Source organism: Ruminococcus turbiniformis (genome assembly GCF_020687545.1).
In the GTDB taxonomy this organism is placed as follows: Bacteria; Bacillota; Clostridia; order Lachnospirales; family Lachnospiraceae; genus Mediterraneibacter; species Mediterraneibacter turbiniformis.
Genome location: NZ_JAJEQX010000014.1, coordinates 17,997 through 40,104, shown reverse-complemented (window position 1 = coordinate 40,104; position 22,108 = coordinate 17,997). Strand labels below are relative to the sequence as shown.

The window sequence follows — 22,108 nt, the reverse complement described above, 5'->3', positions numbered from 1 at the left end:
TCATCCAGAAGCGGGGGAGTCAGATAATAAACAGCATTTCCGTTCCGGCCATTCCGAGCCATACTCAGAACCACAACAAAGATCGAGAGACAGGGCCGAAAATGGCAAAAGTACAGCGCATGCCTGGGGAACAACTGAGAATCGATACAGCGGGCAGAAAACGGAAAATGATCAGGAAAAGCCCGGAAATGCAGCCATACATAATTCAAAAGATCATCAAGCGGCAACTGTAGATAGCCCATCCCAGGCAAAACGTCAGGAAGAAAAAGGCTATCAACATTTTATGGCCGATAAAAAGGCCGGAAATGAAAGCAGTCCCGGCTCATTTGATGGGCATACAGGCATTCCGGGAGTGAATAAAAATGTGTTGGATGCACAACAGGAATTTGAACGAAAGAATCGCAGTCTTACGCAAAGTAGAAGACCGCCGGAAAGCGTATCCAGCCCTTATAACAGTTCCGGCTATCGTCCCGATTATATATCGTCTGCGCAGAAAAAGGAGCAGGACAAAGAGACAAACCTTAATCACGGGCGGGATAATGGAGATCATCATAATATAATGGCCCATACCATGGAGAGTCCTGATGGCCAACATTCAGGACATGGGCCATCTTTCCATGAAAAAAAAGACAACAGCCATGACCAAAATCATGAGCAATTTCGGACCGGGCCAGGTTTTTTGGGAGTCAATAGAAATGTGCTTGACGCACAGAAAATGTTTGAAGCGAAAAGCCGGGGGCTCGGCGGGAAAGGGAATTATGGGAGTCCTTCTTTCTCCTCCGGAAGTGCGCCCGGACATTCCACTATTGATGGAAACAATCCGTGGCAGCCAAAAGAGAATACATCCGGGAAAACCGATAAGAACACTGACATTTCACATCTGGAGAATTCAAGCAGAAATACCGGATTCAGGCAGCATTTACCGGACGACACTGGACATGCTAACTATGCATGGGAACAGGAGAGCACCCATTTCCAGAAAGGGCATGCCAGGGAGACAAAGTTTGAGCAAGCAGCAAACCGCTTTACAGGGGGGCCAAAAGCCTGGAAAAAAAAGGTGGCTCTGGACGGAAACAGGATTGTGCCTGCTTCCGCTTTCAGCATCTATTCCATGCAGCAGCAGGAAAATGAGGCTGAGGTGGCTGCGGATGGCGAGAATGCTGCGTTAAACGAGATCATTACAGACGGGAAACTTGATATGCAGAAGTTCCGTTCCCATGGCACAAAAATGTTCCGGTTTTCGGATCTGGAAAAGCTATCCGTAAAATCTACAATCCGGTATCTGATTGATATCACAACCTATGGGACTGATGCCCGCAAGGGCGGTGAACTGACTTATGACACATTGGTCACGTCCTCAGTTGTAATTGCGGACAACGCAAGGATCCAACTGGCGCACTCTTTAGAAAAGAACTTGACCCGGAACATCAACCGCTATAATGACTTCCTTGAAAAAGCAGGCGGAAAGTCCATGCGGGCCAGATACGGGATTGACTGGAGCATTACGAAAAAGAAAGATCTCCTGCAGTTACAACAAGGGATCAATGCGTATTTAAAGAAAGAATATGGTACAGTGATCCGTGGGACTGGGAAAGTCGGGCTGTATAACGCGATGCGTTTTCTCAGGGACAACAAAAACCTCCCGGAAGAATTAAGGGAACTGATAAAAACGGTTTACCGTGACGGGATGCATGCACAGGTCCTCTTAGGAAGGAACAAACGCCTCAGGGGATTTTCCATGGCAGGAAGGAGATGGATCGGAAGGTATTTGCGCCAAACTGACGGAGGGTATGGCCTCTATCTTGCATATCAGATTGCGCTTCGGTCCAAGGCAACTTTGCGTGCTGCGCTCTATCTAATCCGGTCCGTCGGGAAAACGGCAAGGATCGCTGCCCTTCAGGGAGCGAAAGCTGCGGCATGGGCTGCCGGAAAAGCCGCGAAACACCTGCCGGATAGCATCAAGCAGGGCAAAGGGTTCCAGACCACCAAGAAAACTGCCGATACCGTAAAAACCGGGGCAGAACGGCTCTCCAAAGGCTACAGCAGGCATCGTGACCGCTTCCAGCGGTTCCGCCATGACCCGTTTGGAGTACGTGCCTGGAGGAAACGGGCAACCCAGAACCTGAAAAGGAACATCACAGAAAGGCTGAACCGGACATTCCTGAAAAAGCCGATCCGTGTAGCCGGAAAAGTACTACGGATCCCAAATGCAGTAGGGTCGGTGATCGCGCGGGCCGTCAGCGTCGTTATGACTACGGTTTATACCATATCCAGTTTCCTTGTGATCGGGCTCTCCGTTGTCGTTGGAATCGTCCTTCTTATCATCCTGATTATGGCGGCAATCATGGCGATCATTTCCGCGTTTGACTTTACCGCGCATGAGGAAACAATCATAGACGCTGCAATCAACCAAATTGAAGAATCTTATGAGGAACAGAACCAGGAGATTGCAAGCTTAAGCTCCAGATACCGGAACGTTACGGTTACATACCAGGACGTAAAGGATGCTGACGTCTATGCCCTGGAAGAAAACCAGCCGTCCTACCCGATCAACCAGACAACCAATGCGGCAGAGCTATTGTGCATGGCTACTGTCTACTATGATTTCGACCTTGAAAGCGCCGGTGAAGATGAAGTCCGCGATTACATACGCCGGCTATATAACGGCTCACACACAACGAGCATTGTTACCCATGTATACACCTACACAGATGAGAACGGCGAGCCTTATAATGTGACGGATGCCGATGTGACACTTACGACTTACTACTTCAATGAATTATTTAACTGCTCGCTTCAGGATAATTTCGGCGTACTGTCAGGTACAGAAACATCACAACAGGTTTGGAATTATTTCCGGTCAGCCGGATTTTCGGAGGAATCTACTGCAGCAATCATGGGTAATCTTATGCGGGAATCAGGCTTGGATCCTACAAGGATTCAAGGGAATGGCGCAGGCCCTGCTGCTGGAATTGCACAGTGGGAGAATTATAACCTTGGGACGGGACGGTGGCTTACAATGTCAGAATACGCAAATTCCCAGGGCAAGGAGTGGACAGACCTGGAGTGCCAGCTCGATTTCATTATCATTGAAATGCCCCAGGTGTTTTCTACTTATACCGGGCATGGGACTTATACCTATGATAATGGCACTGTTACATGGTGGCCCGATCCTGTAACCGTAGAAGAATTTAAGGCAATGACTGATATAGATACTGCAACGGAGATCTTTGAGCGTACATTTACCCGTGCATCAGTTCCAGCTATGCAAGAAAGAATAAATTATGCCCACAGTTTTTATGAAATGTATAAAGGGACGGAGGCATCATCTACGACAGCCCAGGCGATCGTAGACACAGCCTATGCGCAGCTCGGGAAGCCTTATGTGTATGGGGCAACCGGACCAGATTCATTTGACTGCTCAGGTTTGGTACAATACTGCTACCAGGCAGCAGGTATTTCGATCCCACGGACGGCAGAAGAGCAGGCAGCACAGGGGACAACCGTCTATACACCTGAGCCGGGAGATATTTGCTGCACATCGGGACATGTTGGGATCTATATAGGGAACAATCAGATGATCGAGGCACAACAGGATGGAGTGCCGGTTTGCATCAGCACTGTACGGGCGGACAAATTTGTCCGTTTCGAATAATGATATTTTCCGGAACCTCATATGGCGGAAGCTGTATGGGGTTCTTCCCGTCTGCAAAAAGCCTGAACAGGAATTTCAAGGTAAGATGAACACAACCATATTAATGAGGAGTCAAAGGAGGTTGAAATATATGCAAACAGCAAAATTCCGCACACGGCAGGAAATCCGCAGGGCACAAAACCCAAAAGGAAACCACTATATTATTGGCCTCGACGCCGGATATTCCTCAATGAAATGCTGCCATGAATCCGGATACTTTTGTTTCCCATCCTATGTCCGGAGGCTTGACCAGGAATTGATGTTCCCGTCCGGGGAAGACATCCTCTACCGTGATTTAAAAACAGGAGAATTATATATCATGGGTTATTCCGCGCAGAACATGGCAGGCTCCCTTGAAACGAATGATACGGATGGGGAATTATATTCCAGGAAGCGGTATGGGAACCGCAATTTCCAGATCCTCTGTAACGCAGCAATTGCAATGGCCCTGGAGTACAAAACGGACAACCGGGAGATCCTGATCCAGACAGGGCTGCCTTCTGCCTATGAAACGGCAGATACACCAGAGATAAAAAAAGCACTGTCAAAGCCTGCAAGATTCGAACTCCGGATCGGGGACGGGAAATGGAAAGAATACGGATTGGAGATCAAAAAGGACAACATTTTCGTTATGGCGCAGCCGGCAGGATCCCTGTATTCTGTTTTAATCCAGAATGACGGGAAATATACAAAGGATGCACGGTCGTTACTGTTCAGCAATGTCCTTGTCATGGATATCGGGTTTGGAACCTTTGATTTTTATGGGATCAAAAACCGGGCAATTGTGTGTCGGGACAGCATTGATGAGATTGGAATGAAACAGGTCCTAAGTGAGACGTCTGCGCAGATCTTAAAACAGACGGGTGAGGATATCCGCCTTCAGGCATTGCAAAAGAAGCTTACTGCCGGAACTATTATCTGCTTAAATGAGGATACGATGCAAGAAGAAGAAAAACCTATTGCGCCCTTCCTGGAGGAAGCGAACGACAAAGTATTCCAAACGGCGATCAACAAAGCCAAAAGCATCACCAGTTCCTTCCGCGATTACCAATACCTGATTGTGACAGGGGGGACGGGGGCTGCATGGATGGAAAAAATCCAGAAGTACCTTTCCGGAATGAAATCATTGGTTATCCTGCCAGGGAACCTTAACAACGATAAGATCCCAATGATCTATTCCAATGTACGCGGCTATTATATGTATCGCTACATGGTATCGAAATAACCACAGAAAAGGCATTTTTGATGCGACATGAAAGAGGGTGAGGCTATGGTTCGGATCCATTTACGGATATATCGTGCCCACGATGCGGATCTTTATGAAATACTGGAGGAATATGAATTTGATTTTTGCAAAGCGCTGTACTGTTCCCTGTCGGCATATTGCCAACAGGACGTTTTTGCTATTAAACTCCCGCAAAAAAGGGAGAAGAAAACAGAATTCCACAAAGCCTTCCTCCATCGGTACCTGAAATTGGATCCGGCAAAAGATGCGGGGATCCTTGAACTGATCTCCCAAGTCCCGCCGCGCCGCAGGAATTGCTTCCTGAAATCAATCCTGAGGCTTTATCTTTGTATCCCGTGCGTGGATTTTCCCAGCTCCAATTATGAATTTTTAAGGGCGGGGAAGCGCATGGCAAATGCGGCAGCGTTCACGAAGAAACAAGAGAAAAGCACGTCGCGCAAAAAAGGAAGCGCGTTATCAAAAAAAGAAAGATCAAATCATCAAGGACAAAGCCCACCACCGGATCCGACGGAGCAGGCAGATTCGTTTTATAAAGAACCAAATGGATCCGGATCCTTTTTAAAAACAGAAACAGAGGAAAGAACAGCGGAAAAGGAAGGCCATGTTCCGCAGGAAGACTTAAATGAGGAGGACCTGACGGATCTTTTTACATCTATCATATAAGGCACAGTCTATATTTAAGACAGTGACCGCACGTTACAAAACCGTCCGGGAACAGCTCCTCCAGAAGCCGTACCGTTACAAAGATGATGCCGGTAAATGGCACTCGATCCCGCGTACCCTGGAGTGGCTGTGGCAGCCAATCCATTTCACCCGTCCCCAGGCGGACCTGGTGCGGGGACGGGATTACTCTTTTGTGTCCGACCAGGACACCGGGGGAAAGCTGCTTTCTCTGAATACGCTTGGGCAACGCATAAAGGTATCCTTTGACGTGCCGGAGTGTTTTAAAGAGTACTTTGACGGCACATGGGCATTTGACACCGGAAAACTTGTTTCCCTGAAGGGAGAATGGTATTTCCACATCCCCATGAGGAAAGAAAGCAGCTGCGAATTTGCCCCTGCTTCTGTGACGCATGTCGTCGGCAGCGACCGTGGCCTGCGCTTCCTTGCAGTCGTTTACGATGAAGCAGGGAAAACCAAATTTATGGACGGTTCCCGGATCATGGCAAAACGGGACACTTTCCAGAACGTCCGCAGCCAGCTCCAGGCAAAAGGCACAAAATCCGCAAGACGTGCGCTCCGGCGTATTTCCGGGCGAGAGAACCGCTGGATGTCTGATGTCAACCACCAGATATCAAAGACACTCGTCAAACAATACGGGGAAGGCACGCTGTTTGCTTTGGAAGACCTGACCGGCGTCAGCTTTGCGGAAGAGACTCTTTCCAACCGGAACGCCAAAGGGCGTAAGGACCTGAGAACCTGGTCCTTCTTCCAGCTGGAGCAGCATCTCGCTTACAAAGCACATGCCGCCGGCTCTGAAGTCATGAAGTTCGATGCAGCCTATACTTCACAGAGATGCCCGAAATGCGGACGGATCCGGAAGGAGAACCGCCGCCATATGCAGCATGAATATGCCTGTGACTGCTACGGCTACCGTTCCAACGACGACCGTGTAGGTGCAATGAATATACAGCTTCTTGGGACGCTGTATATTTCCGGTGACTCAAATCCCCGGTTTGGGCCACGAAAAACGAATTAAAAACATTTTCCTGCCAGGCATGCCCTGGGAGGAGCCAAAAAAACGGGTGCTGTCAACCACCCGGCGATGTGTCCGCAGTCCCCTGTACCGGGGAACGCATGCAAAAGCGCAGTCTGGGAGACTTACGTTAGGACCAGATGGGCGAGACACAAATCCAGGAAACTGTTTAGGGCAGGGAGCCTTTAGCAAGCCCTGATCCCTTTACGGGTCGGGGTAGTTGACTTTGGGATAGGAGAGGAGAATGGACATTGGAAAAGAAAGATTATGTATTCGAAGTATTAAATAAAGCGGATGAGCTGCTTCTGCTTTGCCAGAAGTACCGGATCCCAATGTTTGTAACTGTTGTAACTGATATAAATAACAACGGGGAACCACAATATTATAACAGGATGTTCAGCGCGAAAGGCCATGGGATTTCTCTTTCGGATGACCAGATAGAAAAACATGTATTAGTGGCGGATGGATTCAAAGTCGTCCCGCCAAGGGAACATATTGAGTTAGATATGAGTGAGTTTTTACAGCCGGAGGATGAATAAGCCAGATGTCGAAAAGAAATAAAGAAAGGATATTCCTTGTTTCCCCGGATGACCTTTCAAGCACAACCTGTGTCGGGAAAATGACAGATCTGGACCGGATCTACCTTGTGTGTGAGGAGGGGAATCCTCCTGAAATGAAGGAGAATGTAATTTATTTCCTCAATGGAAGGGACACTGTGATCCAGAAAGATGAAAATGAAATCTTAAAACGGCTGGTCAATGAATGCTCTGGGGATGAAAATATCTATTTTATAGGCCCGTCCATGGAACCATTTTATGAGAAGTTGTGTGACCAGCTTCTTACTTTCTGTTCTGGGGTGGGGGCAAATAAAACATTTGGGGTTAACAGGATTAAGCTGAAGCGCAAACAGGAGGAAGCTCCTGTCCCTTACATGATGACGGTATTCAGTGGATTTTCAAATGAAGGTGAAATCCAGGAAGGCGGGAGACCTGTACGGGATAAGGAACCACCGGAAGACCCAATCCAGCAGCATGAGCCGACCATGCCGGAGGAAGATCCACGATGGGATGCTGGCAGATCCCCGGTAGCCCTGATACAGAAACAGGAGGAAACACCAGCCAAGGGGGCAAAGAGAACGGATGCTAAGGGCGAGCATGGCGAGAGAAAGAAAAGGAGTGCCCCGCCCAAAAGGCAGAAGCCAGGGGAAGATAGTGAAGATAAAACGGTAGAGACCCGTCCGACACAAAAACCGGATGACCTGCACGACACTGAAAGAGCCAAGGCAACTCTGATCTATTTGCTCCGCACAAGGCTGAACCGGCATATGAATCATGAACTGAAGGCAGAATTGACGCCATCCTGCTGCTTTCAATTTATGACGATCGTCCTGAAAAGCGAAAACGCAGAGGAAGCCATGCAGTCCTGGATCTGTGTAAAGCCGGACCTTGCATTGAAGGTTTCGGAATCTAGTTTTAGCCAGATTAAAGAGGAAGCATCCTACTACGCTAAGGTATGCAATGTGATTTATGGAGAAGATAAATGGAACCGTTATTAATTTTAAATGACAGGGTATGGGAAGCTATCTTATCAGTCACTGGGAATATATCGGATAACCTCATTTTTACAATCTTCTTTGCGTCAGGGGCATTTTCACTCTTACTTCTATTGTTCCGCGCGCGGGTGAAAAATGTTTTCCTGATCCCGGAGGGAATTTATCTGATTTCCCTTTCTGCCATGACCCGTGATATCCCTGTCATCCACGAGAGAGTGACGACAGCCCTTGATACCGTATGTACGATCCTAAGGCAGTCGGGGGACTACATGGATGGGTTCCTTAACGTAAGCGGACTAAAAAATCCCAGCGATGCGGAAATCGCCTCATATCTGTACTATCTGGAAGACCCTTCCATTTTTGAAGGAGTACAACCATCCATGTTATACGAAAAACTCTTTTCGACACTGGATCAGATTTCTGTACATAAAGTCATCCATCCCGCTTCGCTATTGTATGCGATCATCCTAATTATCATCTTGTTCGTGTTTGTTCTGGGGACTGAACAGATTTCAAAAAAATTATGGACCCAGTACATTGCACAGTGCGTGATCCTGATCCTGGCGGCACAATATAACTTTGGGACATTTTTAGGTGCTGCAGTGATCAGCCTGGCCCAGTTCGGCCTGGGGCAGGCAATTTATCACCATAGGAAACAGGAAAGGGAGGCGTGAGATACTGGGTTTCCCCATTTTTTATGTGGGCAGGGAACCCATGAAAAATATTTTTTGAAGAAAAAAAGATGTTCTCAGGACTGTATGACAACAGCGAACACATGGTTTCCCAAAAAGGGGATTTTTTCTGTCATTGAGCATGTCCGTGAAATGACAAGCTCTTCAGCTACTATGCAAGTGCGGAAGAAACTTTACGGAGCCTGATTAGGGCTCCTTTTTTGCGCCAATTTTACAGTATCTATATACGGATTTACGATGTTTTGTCCCTTGTCTGCCTTTGCTCATGCTCCTGCATCCTTGGGCTGGTCAACTTAACCAATTTATAACGACAGCAAAATCATCCGTTTTTCTCGGATGGGGCTGTACAAGAAATCATAGAAAGGAGTCGTGGAAAATGACTAAGGAAACTCGTAAATTCGGAATGCATGAATCCAGTGTGGAATTGGTGCCGGAAGTGGAACCAGTACATGGGAAACAGTCAGTATCCAATATCGTCATGCTCTCCCTCTTTATTACGGCAGCCTTATCCATTCCCGCCAGAATGATTGCGGTTTCCGGGATTGACGTATTTCATTCGCCGATTTTATTCCTGAATGCAGTGTTCTTTATCACAGCATCCGTATTGCTGCCAGTCCGTTCTGTCTTTGCGGCGCAGGCCATTGTTGCGGACCTTCTCGAAAATGCCATTGAGCAGCTTGGCACGATTTTCATTGGCGTAGGAATCCTGCTGTTAGCTTTCGGTATTGGCCAGATGATTTTAGGGTTTAAGAATGACGATCCGGATACGAAACAACGAGCCGCTACATTGTGTATCGTTTCCGCTTTCCTGATCGCTTTCCCGCAGGTTGTCGAAACATTCGACCTGTTATCTTACCTGCAGTAATTCAAAGGAGGAAGGAGAGGAGGGCGGGAAACTCCTGCCCTCTGACAAGTTATGGGAAGTACTATTTTTGACGCTTTGAGCGTCCTTTTTGCAGGCTCCCTTATTACAGATGTTGCAGATTTTATAGGGACGATCATGGATGCGCTGCGGGAAATATTTACGATGTCACAGATCGGGGGCTTTATTGATATCTTCCTGGCAATTGGTGCGGCATGTATGACCATCTTCCTATATGTTGACCTGTCAGGACGGTTTTCCAGGGAGATGCTTTCCTTTGAGCAGCTAGTGCTTGTTTTGATCCGTTACGTTATCGCAATGATCGTACTGATCTACCTGAAGGAAATCATCATCTTCCTGTTCCAGCTGGTTTCGGGCTTATACGACATAGCTGTTGAGTCCATGAATGCAGGCACGGGGAACCCATATTCATCCGTCCTGGAATTCTTCCCCGATGACGGGAACAGCGACCCCTCTGTATGGCCGGCTTACTCAGAAGTGCAGGATGCCTTCGAAAGTGAATTTGAATCTTCCATCGGAAGTTATCTTGAGCATATGGGACTATTCCTGCTGAGTTTTGTTATCAAGTTCTTCGGCTGGCTTGCAAAAGCTGTTGCCTACTTAATTGCCATCAGCAGCGCAATTGCCCTCATTGCAAGGGCGATCATGTCACCAATCGGTGTTGTCCAATTATTCGACGAGGGGACACGCAGTGCGGGAATCCTTTACCTGAAAAAGTTTGTAAGGGAAGGGCTTACCTTTTTCGCGATGTTAATTATCCTTTATGCTTCCTCTCTGATTCAGGCAAACGTAATCCTAGTACTCGTACCCTCTATTGGGGATGCGCTGACCGTTGCGAATGCTTCTGAGATGCTGTCCGGGTCAGTCGCGATTGCGGCAATTGCCATCCAGCTTTCCACGATAGGCGCAATGTTTAAGGCCGGACAGATATCCGGAGATGTAGTAGGGGTTTAGCCAATGACTCAACCTGTTGATAAAAAAACAGAAAACAGAGGACGGCAGAGGAATGAGCCTTCCAAAAGGTGCTGCCGTCCAAACCTGTAAAAAAGACAACTATGCCGCCAACGGGAAGGCGGCGGAATGGAGATTTCTATGATAGACGCAAAAATTCCGAAAGATATACGGGCCTATAAGGCCAAATTGATCGGGCCGTTTACAGCCAGACAGTTAATCTGTCTTGCCATAATGGCCGCATCCGATATCCTGCTTTACAGCTTGGTATTCGTGCCGTTTGACCTTACCGGCGATTTTATGATATACGCCCTGATTTTCATTGATATACCAATTGCAGCATTCGGATGGGTAGAGCCGCAGGGGATCCCGCTGGAGAAATACCTGAAATCTGTCCTGCTGCGTTCGTTCCTTGTGCCGACTAAGCGCAAAGCAAAGAACGTTATCTACAAAGACGAAAAAAAAATATCTGAAAAGAATTTAAAGAAAAACCGCGAAAAAGCCGAGAAAAAGGGGGTTAAGGCGTTTAAATGAAGTTAAGAAAGGCAAAGAAAAAAGAGCAGATGCATATTCCAAAAACGATTGAGGAAAGCATCCCTTACGAAGCAGTCTACAAAGATGGGATCATGGAAGTCCGTCCGGGAGTCTTTTCCAAAAGCTATCTACTCCCGGAAGCAAACTTTAAGACTGCATCTACACAAAATCAGTGGAGAATAGCCGGAGGGTACAGTGAGTTTATCAGTTCCCTCCCACAGGGAACAACAGCGGAAATCACAATCTACAACAAAACAATTGATATTATGCAGTTCCAGGATAAAGTCCTGATTAAGATGGCTGGTGATGGGCTTGATGGCTACAGGTCGGAATATAACCAAATGCTGGTGAAGAATCTGTCTGTGGCAAAAAATAACCTTGAAAGTATAAAAATACTGACCCTTACCATCGAAGATGAGGACCCACTTAAAGCGTATGAAAGGTTCGGGCAGATGGATCATACCGTAGATGAAGGGATCAAATCTATTACCCAGCATCCTGCGGAGCCGATGGATACCGTAGACAGATTGGAATTATTGAACTCGATCTACAATCAGGATTCAGTAGTTCCGCTATGCCAAAAACGAATCTACGATGGGTATGAATCAGAATCGTTCAGCCTGGAAAATCTGGCAAATCAAGGAATTACGACAAAAGATCTGATTGCCCCGTCGGGGATGGAGTTCAAATCCTCCGATTTTATGATCGGCAACATGTACGCACGGTGCTACTATATTTCCAACTACCCGACCTGGCTCAAGGCATCCATGATGTCGGATCTTTCCTCCCTTCCCGCCAATATGATTGTAAGCGCTTATTTCAATGCAATCCCGGACGATGAAGCAATAAAGCTGATCAGGAACCAGCGGACAAATATTGCGGCTGCCATCCTTGAGACGCAGAAGAAGGCATCCAGAAGCGGTTACGACCCGTCCCTGATCAGCCCAGACACCCAAGATGCAAAAGAGGAGGCAAAGGAACTGATTGACGGGCTTTCCAAAGACAATAACCGGCTCTTTGTAACAAATATCGTGATCACGGTTTTTGCCGCGACAATGGAGGAACTCGGGCAGTTTGAAAAAGAGCTGAAAACCCTGGCTGCGAAATGCCTTGTCACAATCAAGCCTCTTTCCATGCAACAGGAACAGGGATTCAATTCATCCCTTCCGATCGGAAATAACCAGCTTGAGATCCAGAGACTTATGACATCCAATTCAATTGGCGCGATTATCCCGTTTAACGTCCGTGAGATCAACCAGCCGACCGGGATTTATTACGGGTTAAACGCAGCGAGCCGCAATATGATCTTTTTTGACCGGAAGCATTCCTTATTTAATCCGAACGGATGCATCCTCGGAATGCCCGGGGCCGGGAAATCATTTTCTGCGAAACGTGAGATTATCAACGTGCTCCTTGCAAACCCGAATGATGAAGTTTATGTAATTGATCCGGAGGGAATTGACTATGCGCCTCTCGCAAGGGCGTTCGGCGGGGCGGAAATCAAGCTCGCGGCAGGATCTAACTACCGTCTGAATCCGTTTGATCTTAATCTGAAAAACGCAGAGGAAAATGAGAATCCCGTTAAATTAAAAACAGGGTTCATCCAAACAATCTGCGATATTATGATCGGCGGAAAGCTTGGGCTTTCACCGATGGACCTCTCAATCATAGATAAATGTGCGACATCAATTTATGATGATTATGTCAATTACCTGAAAATGACTGGAAAAGACATAGATACAGAACATGCGCCGACATTACTCGATTTTTACAACGAGCTCATGATGATGCCATCACAGGATGCGCAGACACTCGCTCTTTCGCTGGAACGGTATGTAAAAGGCGGGCTTGACATCTTTTCCGGACATACCAATATGGAGATCAACAACCGCTTTACCGTATTTAATATCAGGGACATTGGCCCGGGGCTGAAAGAACTCGGGTTGCAGATCTGTTTTGACCATATCTGGAATAAAATGATCCAGAATAAAGCGGAAGGGAAAAGCACATGGATCTATATCGATGAGTTCTATCTGATGATGAATACACAGACATCTGCTTCTTACATAGCCCAGATCTGGAAACGTGCCAGAAAATGGAATGGAATCCCGACGGCCATTACGCAGAACGTGGAAGACATGATGAAAAGTGAAGAAGCACGTACCATCATCAACACCAGTTCTATTGTAGTGATCCTGGGCCAGACGGCAATGAACCGCCAGCAGCTCTCTGACATGCTTAATATCAGCACAGAGGAACAGCGTTATATCAATGCAGCGAAGCCGGGTATGGGGCTGTTATGGATTGAGAATGAGATTATTCCGCTGAATGATTCGTTCCCGAAAGATACAAAGCTGTATAAACTGATGACGACAAAACCATCCGAGACATAAGATCCTCAACCTGCCAGGGTGGCTGGTCCGCCCTGGCGCACGTTAATACACAGTCCTGAGCAGGGGCAGGCGAGGCAAAGCACCCTGCCGAATATTATAGGAAAGGAGGATGGGCAATTCCTTCCATGGAGGGGCCATGGCAGGAGTTGCCATAAATTTATGGAAAGCCAAATTACATGGGAAAAGATTTTATATCTTTCAAACGGAAAAGATGCGAATGGGCTGCCGCTTTCGGCTGCAACACTCGCCATTGACGAACTCAAATCGGAACAGGAAGTTATATCCTTGAAAAATATTGTCCTTTCCAATGCCGCGATCCAAGTATCTATGTCTGGAGGATGCGCAGTCGTTACTGCCGATTTCCCAAAGGGGAACCGGACAGAGTTCTTTGCTGCGAAAACAGTCATGGATGAGTGGATGTCCGGACTGATGGATTCTGAAAAAGATAATCAAATGCTGACCCTGACCATCGTCCCGCTTTTGCTGGATGGGGCCTTCTATTTTATTATGCACTACCTGGTTTTTACTGATAGTTATGAAGCAGAAGATAAGCTCCGGTTGATTATGGGATGGGATAACAATGCTACAATCCCTGTCATTGATGAGGCAGCGGATATCAATTCTATGATCCGCGAAGCTGATGAGGAACTAAATCGTCAGATCAATGAGCTGAAGGAAAGCATTGCGCTTGCGGAAGAGGAAAAGAAGAAAAACCAGTACAATCCATACGAGGAATCCGTCAAGAAGCGCCTTGCAAACCCGGATTATTCAAAAAATAAACAGGAACTTGAGGACGAAATGTTAAAATCAGGGTTCCGCGTTTCTAAGGAGGATGATGACCATTGAAAGAGAAAAAATTAAAATCAATGAAAAAATTTTTAATACTGTTTTTAGCGGCCTTCACCTGTTTTTCTGTAATCCCGGTACATGCAGCTGAGACACAGTTGGGGCAGCTGTCTGTCAAAGTTTCCTATTCACCAACTGTTACACCGCAGGACGGGGACACATTTACAATCTCATATCGGGACAATGCCGGGGCAACCGGGACAGTTGATGTAAACGCTTATGAATACGCTGACAGAAGCTGCGTGGCCGAGATGGAAGCAGGCAGCTATGTAGTGACGGATATCACATACAATGGGTCAAGTGAAGAGGTAATTACGCAGGGATTTGCGGTTAATACCTCATTTCAGGTACAGTCAGGCGGGGTGGATGAACTGATCCTGGGTATCGGGACCAGCCAGGCAGGATCTGTTTATTCCCTGTACCCGGATTCTACCATTGCAAAATTAGACGGGGAAACAGTCGGGGACTGGTATGCAGCATTAAGCGAACGCCAGATGCAGGAAGAAACATCTGATACCTCTGAAGCATCCGGAGGGAATGGCATAACGCAGGAAGAAGCAGACCAGCTGGACAGCGGTAATTCCGGGCAGGGGACCACTGGTGACCCTTCGGAAGACGCAGAAGTAATCTATTACGATGAGGAAGGGAACGAGCAGGATGATGAAGAACGGACGGAGTTTTCCATCGTGAAAGGGCTGCCTGTGATGATTGCTGCAGTCATTGTTGCGGTCGTCCTGATTGTCCTCCATAAAAAAGGAAAATTTTAATCCATCTATGAAAAAGCCGCCATATGGCGGCTTTTTTGCCGATTATTCGGGGAGCAGTTTAACCATTTTGACAAACAGGAGCCCACAACAATGACTATAGAAAGGCAGGGAGAGATTTTATGGGTAAAGACTGGGAGGAAGACTCCATATTAGACGATAATTACTATGACCGGGATGAGGATATGGAGGACCTGGAATATGATTTTGACGGGACAGATGACGTGCGTCCCACATCAAAAAAAGACGCCATACAGGAAAAGGATGGCACAGCATCAGGGAAGGAAATCATATATGAATCTGAAAGGGATTACCAGGAGGATGGCTTTAACCATGGCATACGAGGGGAAATTCTGGGCTTTTTTGCAGGGATTTTGGCCTCTGCCGCATATCTTATGCATACTGTCGCCTCCAATCTTCTTTTTGGTGCAAACAGCCGTATTGCAATTGGTGAGACATTCCGGAGGGCCTATGGGGAAAAAGCTGGGGGACGTGCAGAACCCAATCCGGACAAGAGTGGAGATAACGGCAAGAAAGAGGGCCCGGACAAAGACAAGAAGGATAAACCTGATCCCCAGAAGGACACGGAAAAAAGGAAATTCCCGGACAAAGAAAGGGACCAGGCTGTAAAAGTTCTGTTACAGGACAAAGAAGTAAAGAACGTATTAAAAAACATGCATCTGAAAGCCATTCCGGAAAAAGGCTCTGATGACATCTATTTGTATTATAAAAAATCAGAAGGGCTTCCCAAGACTGTCTATGGGATGTCAAAGCAGGATCTTTTGAATGGGGACGGACGCACTCTTGCCTCAGCCCTATATGCATACAAGGACGGGGATAAGATCGACTGCGCAATGAAAGCCGCACTGGCGATTGCCAACATCCAGTATATCGGGAATATGGAGAAGTTCAATTTAGGGCAGCTTAACGGAACCCCAATGCGTCTTGCCTATGTGGACGTGGAAACGGTCCACGGGTCAGACCGGATTGTGATTGACGGCAGTTACCGTGGGAACCATGCTGTAGATGTATTCTTGAATGGAAAAGCCATTGCGACCATTACAACAGATAAACTGCCAGATTACGATACTTATACAAAGGAACTGTTTGCCGTCTTACACAAGGAATATGACGCCCCGAACCAGGTGAGGATCGGGGAGAAGGACACGATTACATTTGAACGCACAAAGGAGGGGATCTCAGTCCGCTGTGACAGGGGAAACAAGATCATTGACCTGGGAAATTACAGGTTTGAGACAGAACGTGATGTACGGACACTGGCCGCGAAAATGCGGGATGAAGGGATCGTGCCCCAAAAAGGGGAGATTGTGTACCACCCGAAAGATATCGCCTTTGTGGTCGGGATGATTGCAAACCCTGATATGAAGCCTACGCGCAACCTAGAAGGACAGGTGCTCAATACATTCTCTGGCGAACCGGAGCCGGATGGCAGCGCGCATCTGTTCCTCAGGCATAATGAAAGGGGCGTCACATTGAACCTGTTCTCCCCGACACCGGATTTGCAGGGGCAGACCATCAGCGGTCCAGGCTACCGTTCAGAAGGCAGCATCACAGAGCAGGAGCTAGATGAGATCCTGGCCTCCGTTAAATCCTGTCGGGAACTGATCGAAGACGGGAACAACATTTATGTAGCTGAAAACTACACCCGAGAAAACCAATCAATTGAAACCGAAATTGATTATTTTGATGTCCCGGTGATTGGAGACCCGGACACTGCGAAAGAACTGCATTCGGAAATGGAACGATCAGAAGCGCTGGACGGAGAGACTGAAGTCATCTCAGCCGCAGAGAAAGAGTATGAATCAATTGCCGAGGAGGAGAATGCACACCCAATCAGGCCGGAAGAACTGGGCGATGACATTATGGAGCGGATCGGCACATATGGATATCCCGACCTGGATATGCCGCAAGAAATCCAGGACCAGCTTCGTTGACTCCTTACCTGCCTCACGGGACGCGCAGTGGACAGCCTTGAAAGGGCCACTGGGTGGCTGGTTCTCCCATATTATAGTATATTTCTTTTAAGGGAGGCGGCCTGCATGGCAACGCATAATCAGGTAAGGGTTGTCGGATATCTGAGGAAAGACCCTACAATAATAAACAGGGACGAGGAAGGTGCGGAAAAGGCGGTATTCCTCATAAGGACAATGCACCGTGATTTAGACGGTTATGAAGGAATGAAGTTCCAGGACATTATGGTCTACTATGACGGGACGGAATTGATGAACCGGATCAAATTGCTGTCGCAGTTTGACTTAATTGATATCAAGGGAGTTTTTAATATCATAAATTTGGACAAGAATTCAAAATGTACAGCTTGCGGGGCATTGAATACAAAGAAAAATGGAACGTCCACCTTTGTCTATCCGATTTCCCTGATCAAATTGAACGGGATGCGCACTGCATTTGAACACGATCAGGCACTCCCTGAGCGGATCCTGGAAAAGCATTTTAAAGAGGTCTCAAACCAGGTGTTGATTATCGGGACGGTGGTGTCTGAACCGGAAATGGTCCAGGGGACCCGGTCCCCATGCTGCCGTTTCCGTTTAGGCGTGGACAGAAAATATTACATCAAGACACAGGGGGACATCCACGCAGACTACCCATGGGTGTATTCTTACGCGCAAGAAGCGGAAAGGGACTTCCGGTACCTGCAGCAGGGGTCAGTGATCCTTGTAGACGGGTTTATTCAAAACCGGCAGGTAAAAAGCAGTATTGTTTGCCATAACTGCGGCTGTACATATCAGTACCCGGACGCGGCAACAGAATTTGTTCCGTATAGTATAGAATACTTAAGCAATTACCTCACAGATGAGGACATTGAATACAAGGAAAATATCGAAAAGAACAAAATAATGAATCAAATATTCTAAATGTAATCATATTTGATTGAACTTATGAATGCAGGAGAAAGACAATATGGCTTTTTCCTGCTTTTCTAAAAAAAGGAGGAAACAAATATGGTTGCTACAGGTAAAAATCTGGATGATTTTTTGCAATCCGTAGAAAAGATCCAAACAAAACAGGCGCAGATCGCCCAAAACCATACTGTTGTGGATGCCAGGATCGAATACGAGCCGGATGGCCTGGTAGGTTGGAGCATCCGCACAGAGAATGAGACCGGTGCGGTGAAGCAGAAACGCGGACGGAAATATGATACTTTTATCCAGGAACTCCAGAACCTTGACAAAAAGGAGAAACTTTTCCAGCCTGGTACGGATGATGCAGTCCTCTGTTACCGTGATACCACATTACAGAAGAACGGGGGATCAGTATCAAACTGGTTCGCACTGGAGCCTGGATTTCCATTCTGGATAGGGGATGACGGACAACCGAAGTTCAATATTATCCAGCTTACTTTGAAAGATTGGGAGTATGCACGGATGATGGAGACACAGCTTGCTTTCCGGAAAGACGGAATCCTTTATCCTGTCACAAGGGCGGGGGCACAGAACGTGGGGTCGTTTTTGGACTGCTCATCTGCGTTTAAATCATTGGATGACTGCCAGCTCGGAAGCGCGATCCTGCTCTCAGAAAAGATCGCAAAAACGGCAAACATGCAGGTGCTTTACCGGGAAAGCTCCCCTAAGGTGAGACCGGTTTTAGCCGCCTGCGGACGCACCTATGTCCATATCCCCCTGAAGGAATTTTTCCAGGAAGCAATCGGTTATATTCCTGCTTTATGGGCGCTGGATTCCTGGGAGATCATGGACTTTGAAGCGACAATCCGGTTCCGGAGTGTTGCCGAACCCAGGTACTTGATCTGTATTAACGCAGGGGATCTGCCCGGGAAGGCGGTATCCGTTTCATCTGCTGTGGACATCGAAGGATGCCAGATCCCAATCAGGGTAAACAAACTGAATCACAGAGGGTCTATTGGAAGCATCCAGGACCTTTTTATCGGGATTGAGGTCTCTGTCGATGCATGGCAGCACATGGACCTCTCATCTGCAGGATATAGCCCGAAAGTGACAAGCGGTATTATGAGAGTGCTCGGAAAAAAACGGGCATCCAAAGTCAACCTTGACGGACTTGGATCCCTGACAGGATGGAAGCTGATCCACGAAATAATACGCAGGACTTATCAGAAACTTCCACAAAAGCAGAAGACAGATCTTGCATTCGAATACCAAAAAATGATTTTAAGGTTTGCGGCGGATAAAATGTCTGATCAGTAACTCGGGCTAATTATTCCGCCTGACACGGGAAACGGTCAGGCGGAGCACCCTGATATATTATGGAGGAATTTAATGATGGAATGGCGAAATGTAGACAAGTCGAAAATGATGTATGAATTCCTGTTCTCAAAGCCCAGGAAAGTCTGTGTGTTTGATACGGAAACAACCGGATTAGGAAATGATGCAAAGATTATCCAGTTTTCCGGGATCCGTTATTCCTTAGACAGCAGTGGCATGAAGGCGGAAGAAATGTTGGATCTCTACCTGAATCCAGAGGAACCTCTTAAAGAGAAAATTATAGAGATTACGGGAATCACGGATGAAATCCTGAAACATGCAGCTACCGAGCAGATGGAGGCAGACACGATCTTCCGGTTCCTTGATTCTGCGGACATATGGGCTGCCTATAACAGTCCTTTTGACATCCGCATGTTGGACCAGATGTCTAAGAGGACCGGGAAGCGCTACACAAATCACCCGACAATCGACGTCCTTGAAATGGCAAGGGACTTAATTAAAAAGGAGGATATTGGGAGCCATAAACTGGAGAATGTCTATACTGCAGTTTTTGGAACTTCGGATATCCAGTTTCACTGTGCGATTGATGACGTGAAGGCCACTGCACGGTTAATGGCGAAATTCCTCCGGATGTACCACAAATGGGAACCGGCAGAAGAAAAAAGGCCATGCCACCTGAAGTGGGCTTCGTTCTGGGTGAACCCGAATAAACCGAGCCAGAAAAGGATTAAAGTGTCCTTGATTGACGGCGAATACGGTGATATTTACTGGGATGCTGTACGGCTTGTCTGGTCCTGTAAAGAAACAAAAAAAGCAAAGCAGCTGTTCAGCGAGATTGATTTGGGAAGCCTGGAAGACCAGGTGTTATCCAGATACGGGTACCGGTTCGGAAACGCACAGTCAATGAAGGAGCTGTCGGCGAGCTGGGAGAGGACCAAAAACGCCGAATCAAAGAAAGAGGTGGTAACGCAGTGAGCGTTCTTGTGATAACCACTTACTTTATCATCCCGTTTATTGTACTGCCTGGGACCATAGGCAGCTTCGCAGAGGGAAGCGCCACGGCGCTATCGGCGTGCGTGAGGTTTCTAATCACCTGCATTGTATGGTACTGCCTGAATAAAGCCATATTGTATTATGCGGAAAGAAAAAAGGAGCGGAAATGAAACCGTTCCTTTTTCTTCGCCTGAAAGCCGGCGCATCTGCAAAATACAGATAATTTCAGGATAGTGCATAGTAAATTATAAAAAAACAAATGGAGGGATTGAAGTGTCTACATGTTATTTTTGCGGCGTTGAAACGTCAATCCGCCCCGCATTTTATTATAAAAAGAAAAACATCCATGTCTGCTTCCACTGCATCCTTGAGATGAATGAGGCGCTGATGGAGGCAACATCCAATAATGAATATGCGAAAGAGGCGGTTAACTCTTTTTACTTTGAGGAGGAAAACAGGAGGGAAGAAGCCCTGGACCAGATGCTACCATATGGAAATGGCCGTACAAACACTGCTCGGTCGGCAACACTTAACCTGAAGCCTACAGAGATTAAAGAGCTCCTGGACCAAAATGTGATCGGACAGGAGTATGCAAAAATTGTACTGTCTGTTGCAGTATACAACCATTACAAACGGTTAAAAGATCCTACCATCGAAAAGAGCAACATTTTAATGATTGGACCGACAGGGAGCGGGAAGTCCTATCTGGCGAAGAACATTGCTCAGATCATCAATGTGCCGTTTGTTGTTGCCGATGCGACAGCCCTTACGGAAGCCGGGTATGTTGGAGAAAACGTAGAGTCGATCCTGGCACGGCTGATAACGGCAGCTGACGGGGATGTCTCCTGGGCAGAGCAGGGGATCGTCTATATTGATGAGATTGATAAGATCGGGAAGAAACAGGCAGGCAATTCGGTTGGCAGAGATATCTCTGGGGAAGGGGTGCAGCAGGCGCTCCTCAAAATGGTAGAAGGGGCAGTCATTAACGTCCCTACCGAAAACGGTATGAACCGGGCCTACACTCCTTTTGACACATCGAAAGTTCTTTTCATCTGTGGCGGGGCATTTGAGGGCATAAACCTGGAAAAAAGGAAAATGTCTATGGGATTCGCCTCCATCCCCGTGTATGAGGAACCCGATGATATTGACTATGGGATTATCCCGGAACTGATGGGCCGTCTCCCGATCCGGGTCACCCTCCAGGAGCTGACTAAGGAGGATTTAATCCGTATCATCACAGAACCAAAAAACAGCCTGTTAAACCAGTATAAACGCCTCTTTGCAATGGACGGGATTCATTTTTCATTAAAGCCTGATGCTTTGGAAAAGATCGCAGACATGGCAATCCAGAGGAAAACCGGGGCCAGGGGACTGCGTGCGATTATGGAGGAGATCACGCTGCCTGCGATGTATCACGCCCCGGTTAACGGGTACAAATATTGTTCGATCAGCGCGCGCAATATTGAACGCCACAATTTTACCTACGTCACCAAAGAGGACGCGGAAAGGATCTTGCGGGAGGAAGCGGCGCGCAAAGCCGGACTGGCAAAAGGGGCATCCAGCTGAAGGCCGCCCCGTATATGGGGTGGGCATTTCCACAAAAGGATCCGGATCCGTTTCGGCAAGATCTTCAGGGAACCTGTGTGC

18 protein-coding genes are annotated in these 22,108 nt (G+C 47.3%); all 18 read left to right on the top strand.

The features are described from left to right. The first annotated feature begins 697 nt into the window (after positions 1-697). The 18 genes from LKD70_RS18635 (at position 698) to clpX (ending at position 22,027) form a co-directional block, all read left to right on the top strand. Positions 698-3,655, top strand: coding sequence for a phage tail tip lysozyme (locus tag LKD70_RS18635; RefSeq protein ID WP_227707720.1), 2,958 nt, complete (start codon positions 698-700; stop codon positions 3,653-3,655). Between the two features lie 130 nt (positions 3,656-3,785). After that, positions 3,786-4,919, top strand: a complete 1,134-nt coding sequence (locus LKD70_RS09140; RefSeq protein WP_227707719.1) for a ParM/StbA family protein — start codon at positions 3,786-3,788, stop codon at positions 4,917-4,919. Positions 4,920-4,946: 27 nt separating this feature from the next. Further along, the gene (locus LKD70_RS09135; protein WP_227707718.1) at positions 4,947-5,603 is read left to right on the top strand and encodes a hypothetical protein; all 657 of its coding nucleotides are present in this window, start codon (positions 4,947-4,949) and stop codon (positions 5,601-5,603) included. A 22-nt stretch (positions 5,604-5,625) separates the two neighbouring features. After that, positions 5,626-6,639, top strand: a complete 1,014-nt coding sequence (locus LKD70_RS09130) for a transposase (RefSeq protein ID WP_320442597.1) — start codon at positions 5,626-5,628, stop codon at positions 6,637-6,639. A gap of 248 nt (positions 6,640-6,887) precedes the next feature. Further along, positions 6,888-7,175: a hypothetical protein gene (locus tag LKD70_RS09125; protein ID WP_227707717.1), complete on the top strand. Its 288-nt coding sequence runs from the start codon at positions 6,888-6,890 to the stop codon at positions 7,173-7,175. Positions 7,176-7,180: 5 nt separating this feature from the next. Beyond that, a complete protein-coding gene (locus LKD70_RS09120) occupies positions 7,181-8,191 on the top strand; it encodes a hypothetical protein (RefSeq protein ID WP_227707716.1) in 1,011 nt (336 codons plus the stop codon). Continuing rightward, complete coding sequence (locus LKD70_RS09115; RefSeq protein ID WP_227707715.1) at positions 8,176-8,862, top strand: hypothetical protein; 687 nt, start codon at positions 8,176-8,178, stop codon at positions 8,860-8,862. The genes LKD70_RS09120 and LKD70_RS09115 overlap by 16 nt, the downstream gene beginning before the upstream one ends. 394 nt (positions 8,863-9,256) lie before the next feature. Beyond that, positions 9,257-9,745, top strand: coding sequence for a hypothetical protein (locus LKD70_RS09110; protein WP_227707714.1), 489 nt, complete (start codon positions 9,257-9,259; stop codon positions 9,743-9,745). 51 nt (positions 9,746-9,796) lie between these two features. Continuing rightward, complete coding sequence (locus LKD70_RS09105; RefSeq protein WP_227707713.1) at positions 9,797-10,717, top strand: hypothetical protein; 921 nt, start codon at positions 9,797-9,799, stop codon at positions 10,715-10,717. Between the two features lie 138 nt (positions 10,718-10,855). Further along, the gene (locus LKD70_RS09100) at positions 10,856-11,248 is read left to right on the top strand and encodes a PrgI family protein (RefSeq protein ID WP_227707712.1); all 393 of its coding nucleotides are present in this window, start codon (positions 10,856-10,858) and stop codon (positions 11,246-11,248) included. Next, on the top strand, positions 11,245-13,641 hold the full coding sequence (locus LKD70_RS09095) for a VirB4-like conjugal transfer ATPase, CD1110 family (protein WP_227707711.1): 2,397 nt from the start codon (positions 11,245-11,247) through the stop codon (positions 13,639-13,641). The genes LKD70_RS09100 and LKD70_RS09095 overlap by 4 nt, the downstream gene beginning before the upstream one ends. Before the next feature lie 159 nt (positions 13,642-13,800). Continuing rightward, the gene (locus tag LKD70_RS09090; RefSeq protein WP_227707710.1) at positions 13,801-14,487 is read left to right on the top strand and encodes a hypothetical protein; all 687 of its coding nucleotides are present in this window, start codon (positions 13,801-13,803) and stop codon (positions 14,485-14,487) included. Further along, complete coding sequence (locus tag LKD70_RS09085) at positions 14,484-15,254, top strand: hypothetical protein (RefSeq protein WP_227707709.1); 771 nt, start codon at positions 14,484-14,486, stop codon at positions 15,252-15,254. Before LKD70_RS09090 ends, LKD70_RS09085 begins: the two co-directional genes overlap by 4 nt. A 119-nt stretch (positions 15,255-15,373) precedes the next feature. Further along, entirely contained in the window at positions 15,374-17,206 is a 1,833-nt protein-coding gene (locus LKD70_RS09080) for a hypothetical protein (RefSeq protein WP_227707708.1), read from the top strand. Positions 17,207-17,311: 105 nt separating this feature from the next. Beyond that, entirely contained in the window at positions 17,312-18,145 is an 834-nt protein-coding gene (locus tag LKD70_RS09075; protein WP_227707707.1) for a single-stranded DNA-binding protein, read from the top strand. 87 nt (positions 18,146-18,232) lie between these two features. Next, positions 18,233-19,450, top strand: a complete 1,218-nt coding sequence (locus LKD70_RS09070; RefSeq protein WP_227707706.1) for a hypothetical protein — start codon at positions 18,233-18,235, stop codon at positions 19,448-19,450. A gap of 72 nt (positions 19,451-19,522) precedes the next feature. Further along, positions 19,523-20,443 (top strand): 3'-5' exonuclease, encoded by a 921-nt coding sequence (locus LKD70_RS09065; protein ID WP_227707705.1) that lies wholly within the window; start codon positions 19,523-19,525, stop codon positions 20,441-20,443. A gap of 291 nt (positions 20,444-20,734) precedes the next feature. Then, positions 20,735-22,027: an ATP-dependent Clp protease ATP-binding subunit ClpX gene (gene clpX, locus LKD70_RS09060; protein ID WP_227707704.1), complete on the top strand. Its 1,293-nt coding sequence runs from the start codon at positions 20,735-20,737 to the stop codon at positions 22,025-22,027. Positions 22,028-22,108 lie beyond the last annotated feature (81 nt).

What these genes read in the sequence shown, in the direction of transcription:
- LKD70_RS09140 (WP_227707719.1), top strand. Translation starts at nt 3,786, where the DNA reads ATGCAAACAGCAAAATTCCGCACACGGCAGGAAATCCGCAGGGCACAA.
- LKD70_RS09135 (WP_227707718.1), top strand. Translation starts at nt 4,947, where the DNA reads ATGAAAGAGGGTGAGGCTATGGTTCGGATCCATTTACGGATATATCGT.
- LKD70_RS09120 (WP_227707716.1), top strand. Translation starts at nt 7,181, where the DNA reads ATGTCGAAAAGAAATAAAGAAAGGATATTCCTTGTTTCCCCGGATGAC.
- LKD70_RS09115 (WP_227707715.1), top strand. Translation starts at nt 8,176, where the DNA reads ATGGAACCGTTATTAATTTTAAATGACAGGGTATGGGAAGCTATCTTA.
- LKD70_RS09110 (WP_227707714.1), top strand. Translation starts at nt 9,257, where the DNA reads ATGACTAAGGAAACTCGTAAATTCGGAATGCATGAATCCAGTGTGGAA.
- LKD70_RS09105 (WP_227707713.1), top strand. Translation starts at nt 9,797, where the DNA reads ATGGGAAGTACTATTTTTGACGCTTTGAGCGTCCTTTTTGCAGGCTCC.
- LKD70_RS09100 (WP_227707712.1), top strand. Translation starts at nt 10,856, where the DNA reads ATGATAGACGCAAAAATTCCGAAAGATATACGGGCCTATAAGGCCAAA.
- LKD70_RS09095 (WP_227707711.1), top strand. Translation starts at nt 11,245, where the DNA reads ATGAAGTTAAGAAAGGCAAAGAAAAAAGAGCAGATGCATATTCCAAAA.
- LKD70_RS09090 (WP_227707710.1), top strand. Translation starts at nt 13,801, where the DNA reads ATGGAAAGCCAAATTACATGGGAAAAGATTTTATATCTTTCAAACGGA.
- LKD70_RS09080 (WP_227707708.1), top strand. Translation starts at nt 15,374, where the DNA reads ATGGGTAAAGACTGGGAGGAAGACTCCATATTAGACGATAATTACTAT.
- LKD70_RS09075 (WP_227707707.1), top strand. Translation starts at nt 17,312, where the DNA reads ATGGCAACGCATAATCAGGTAAGGGTTGTCGGATATCTGAGGAAAGAC.
- LKD70_RS09070 (WP_227707706.1), top strand. Translation starts at nt 18,233, where the DNA reads ATGGTTGCTACAGGTAAAAATCTGGATGATTTTTTGCAATCCGTAGAA.
- LKD70_RS09065 (WP_227707705.1), top strand. Translation starts at nt 19,523, where the DNA reads ATGATGGAATGGCGAAATGTAGACAAGTCGAAAATGATGTATGAATTC.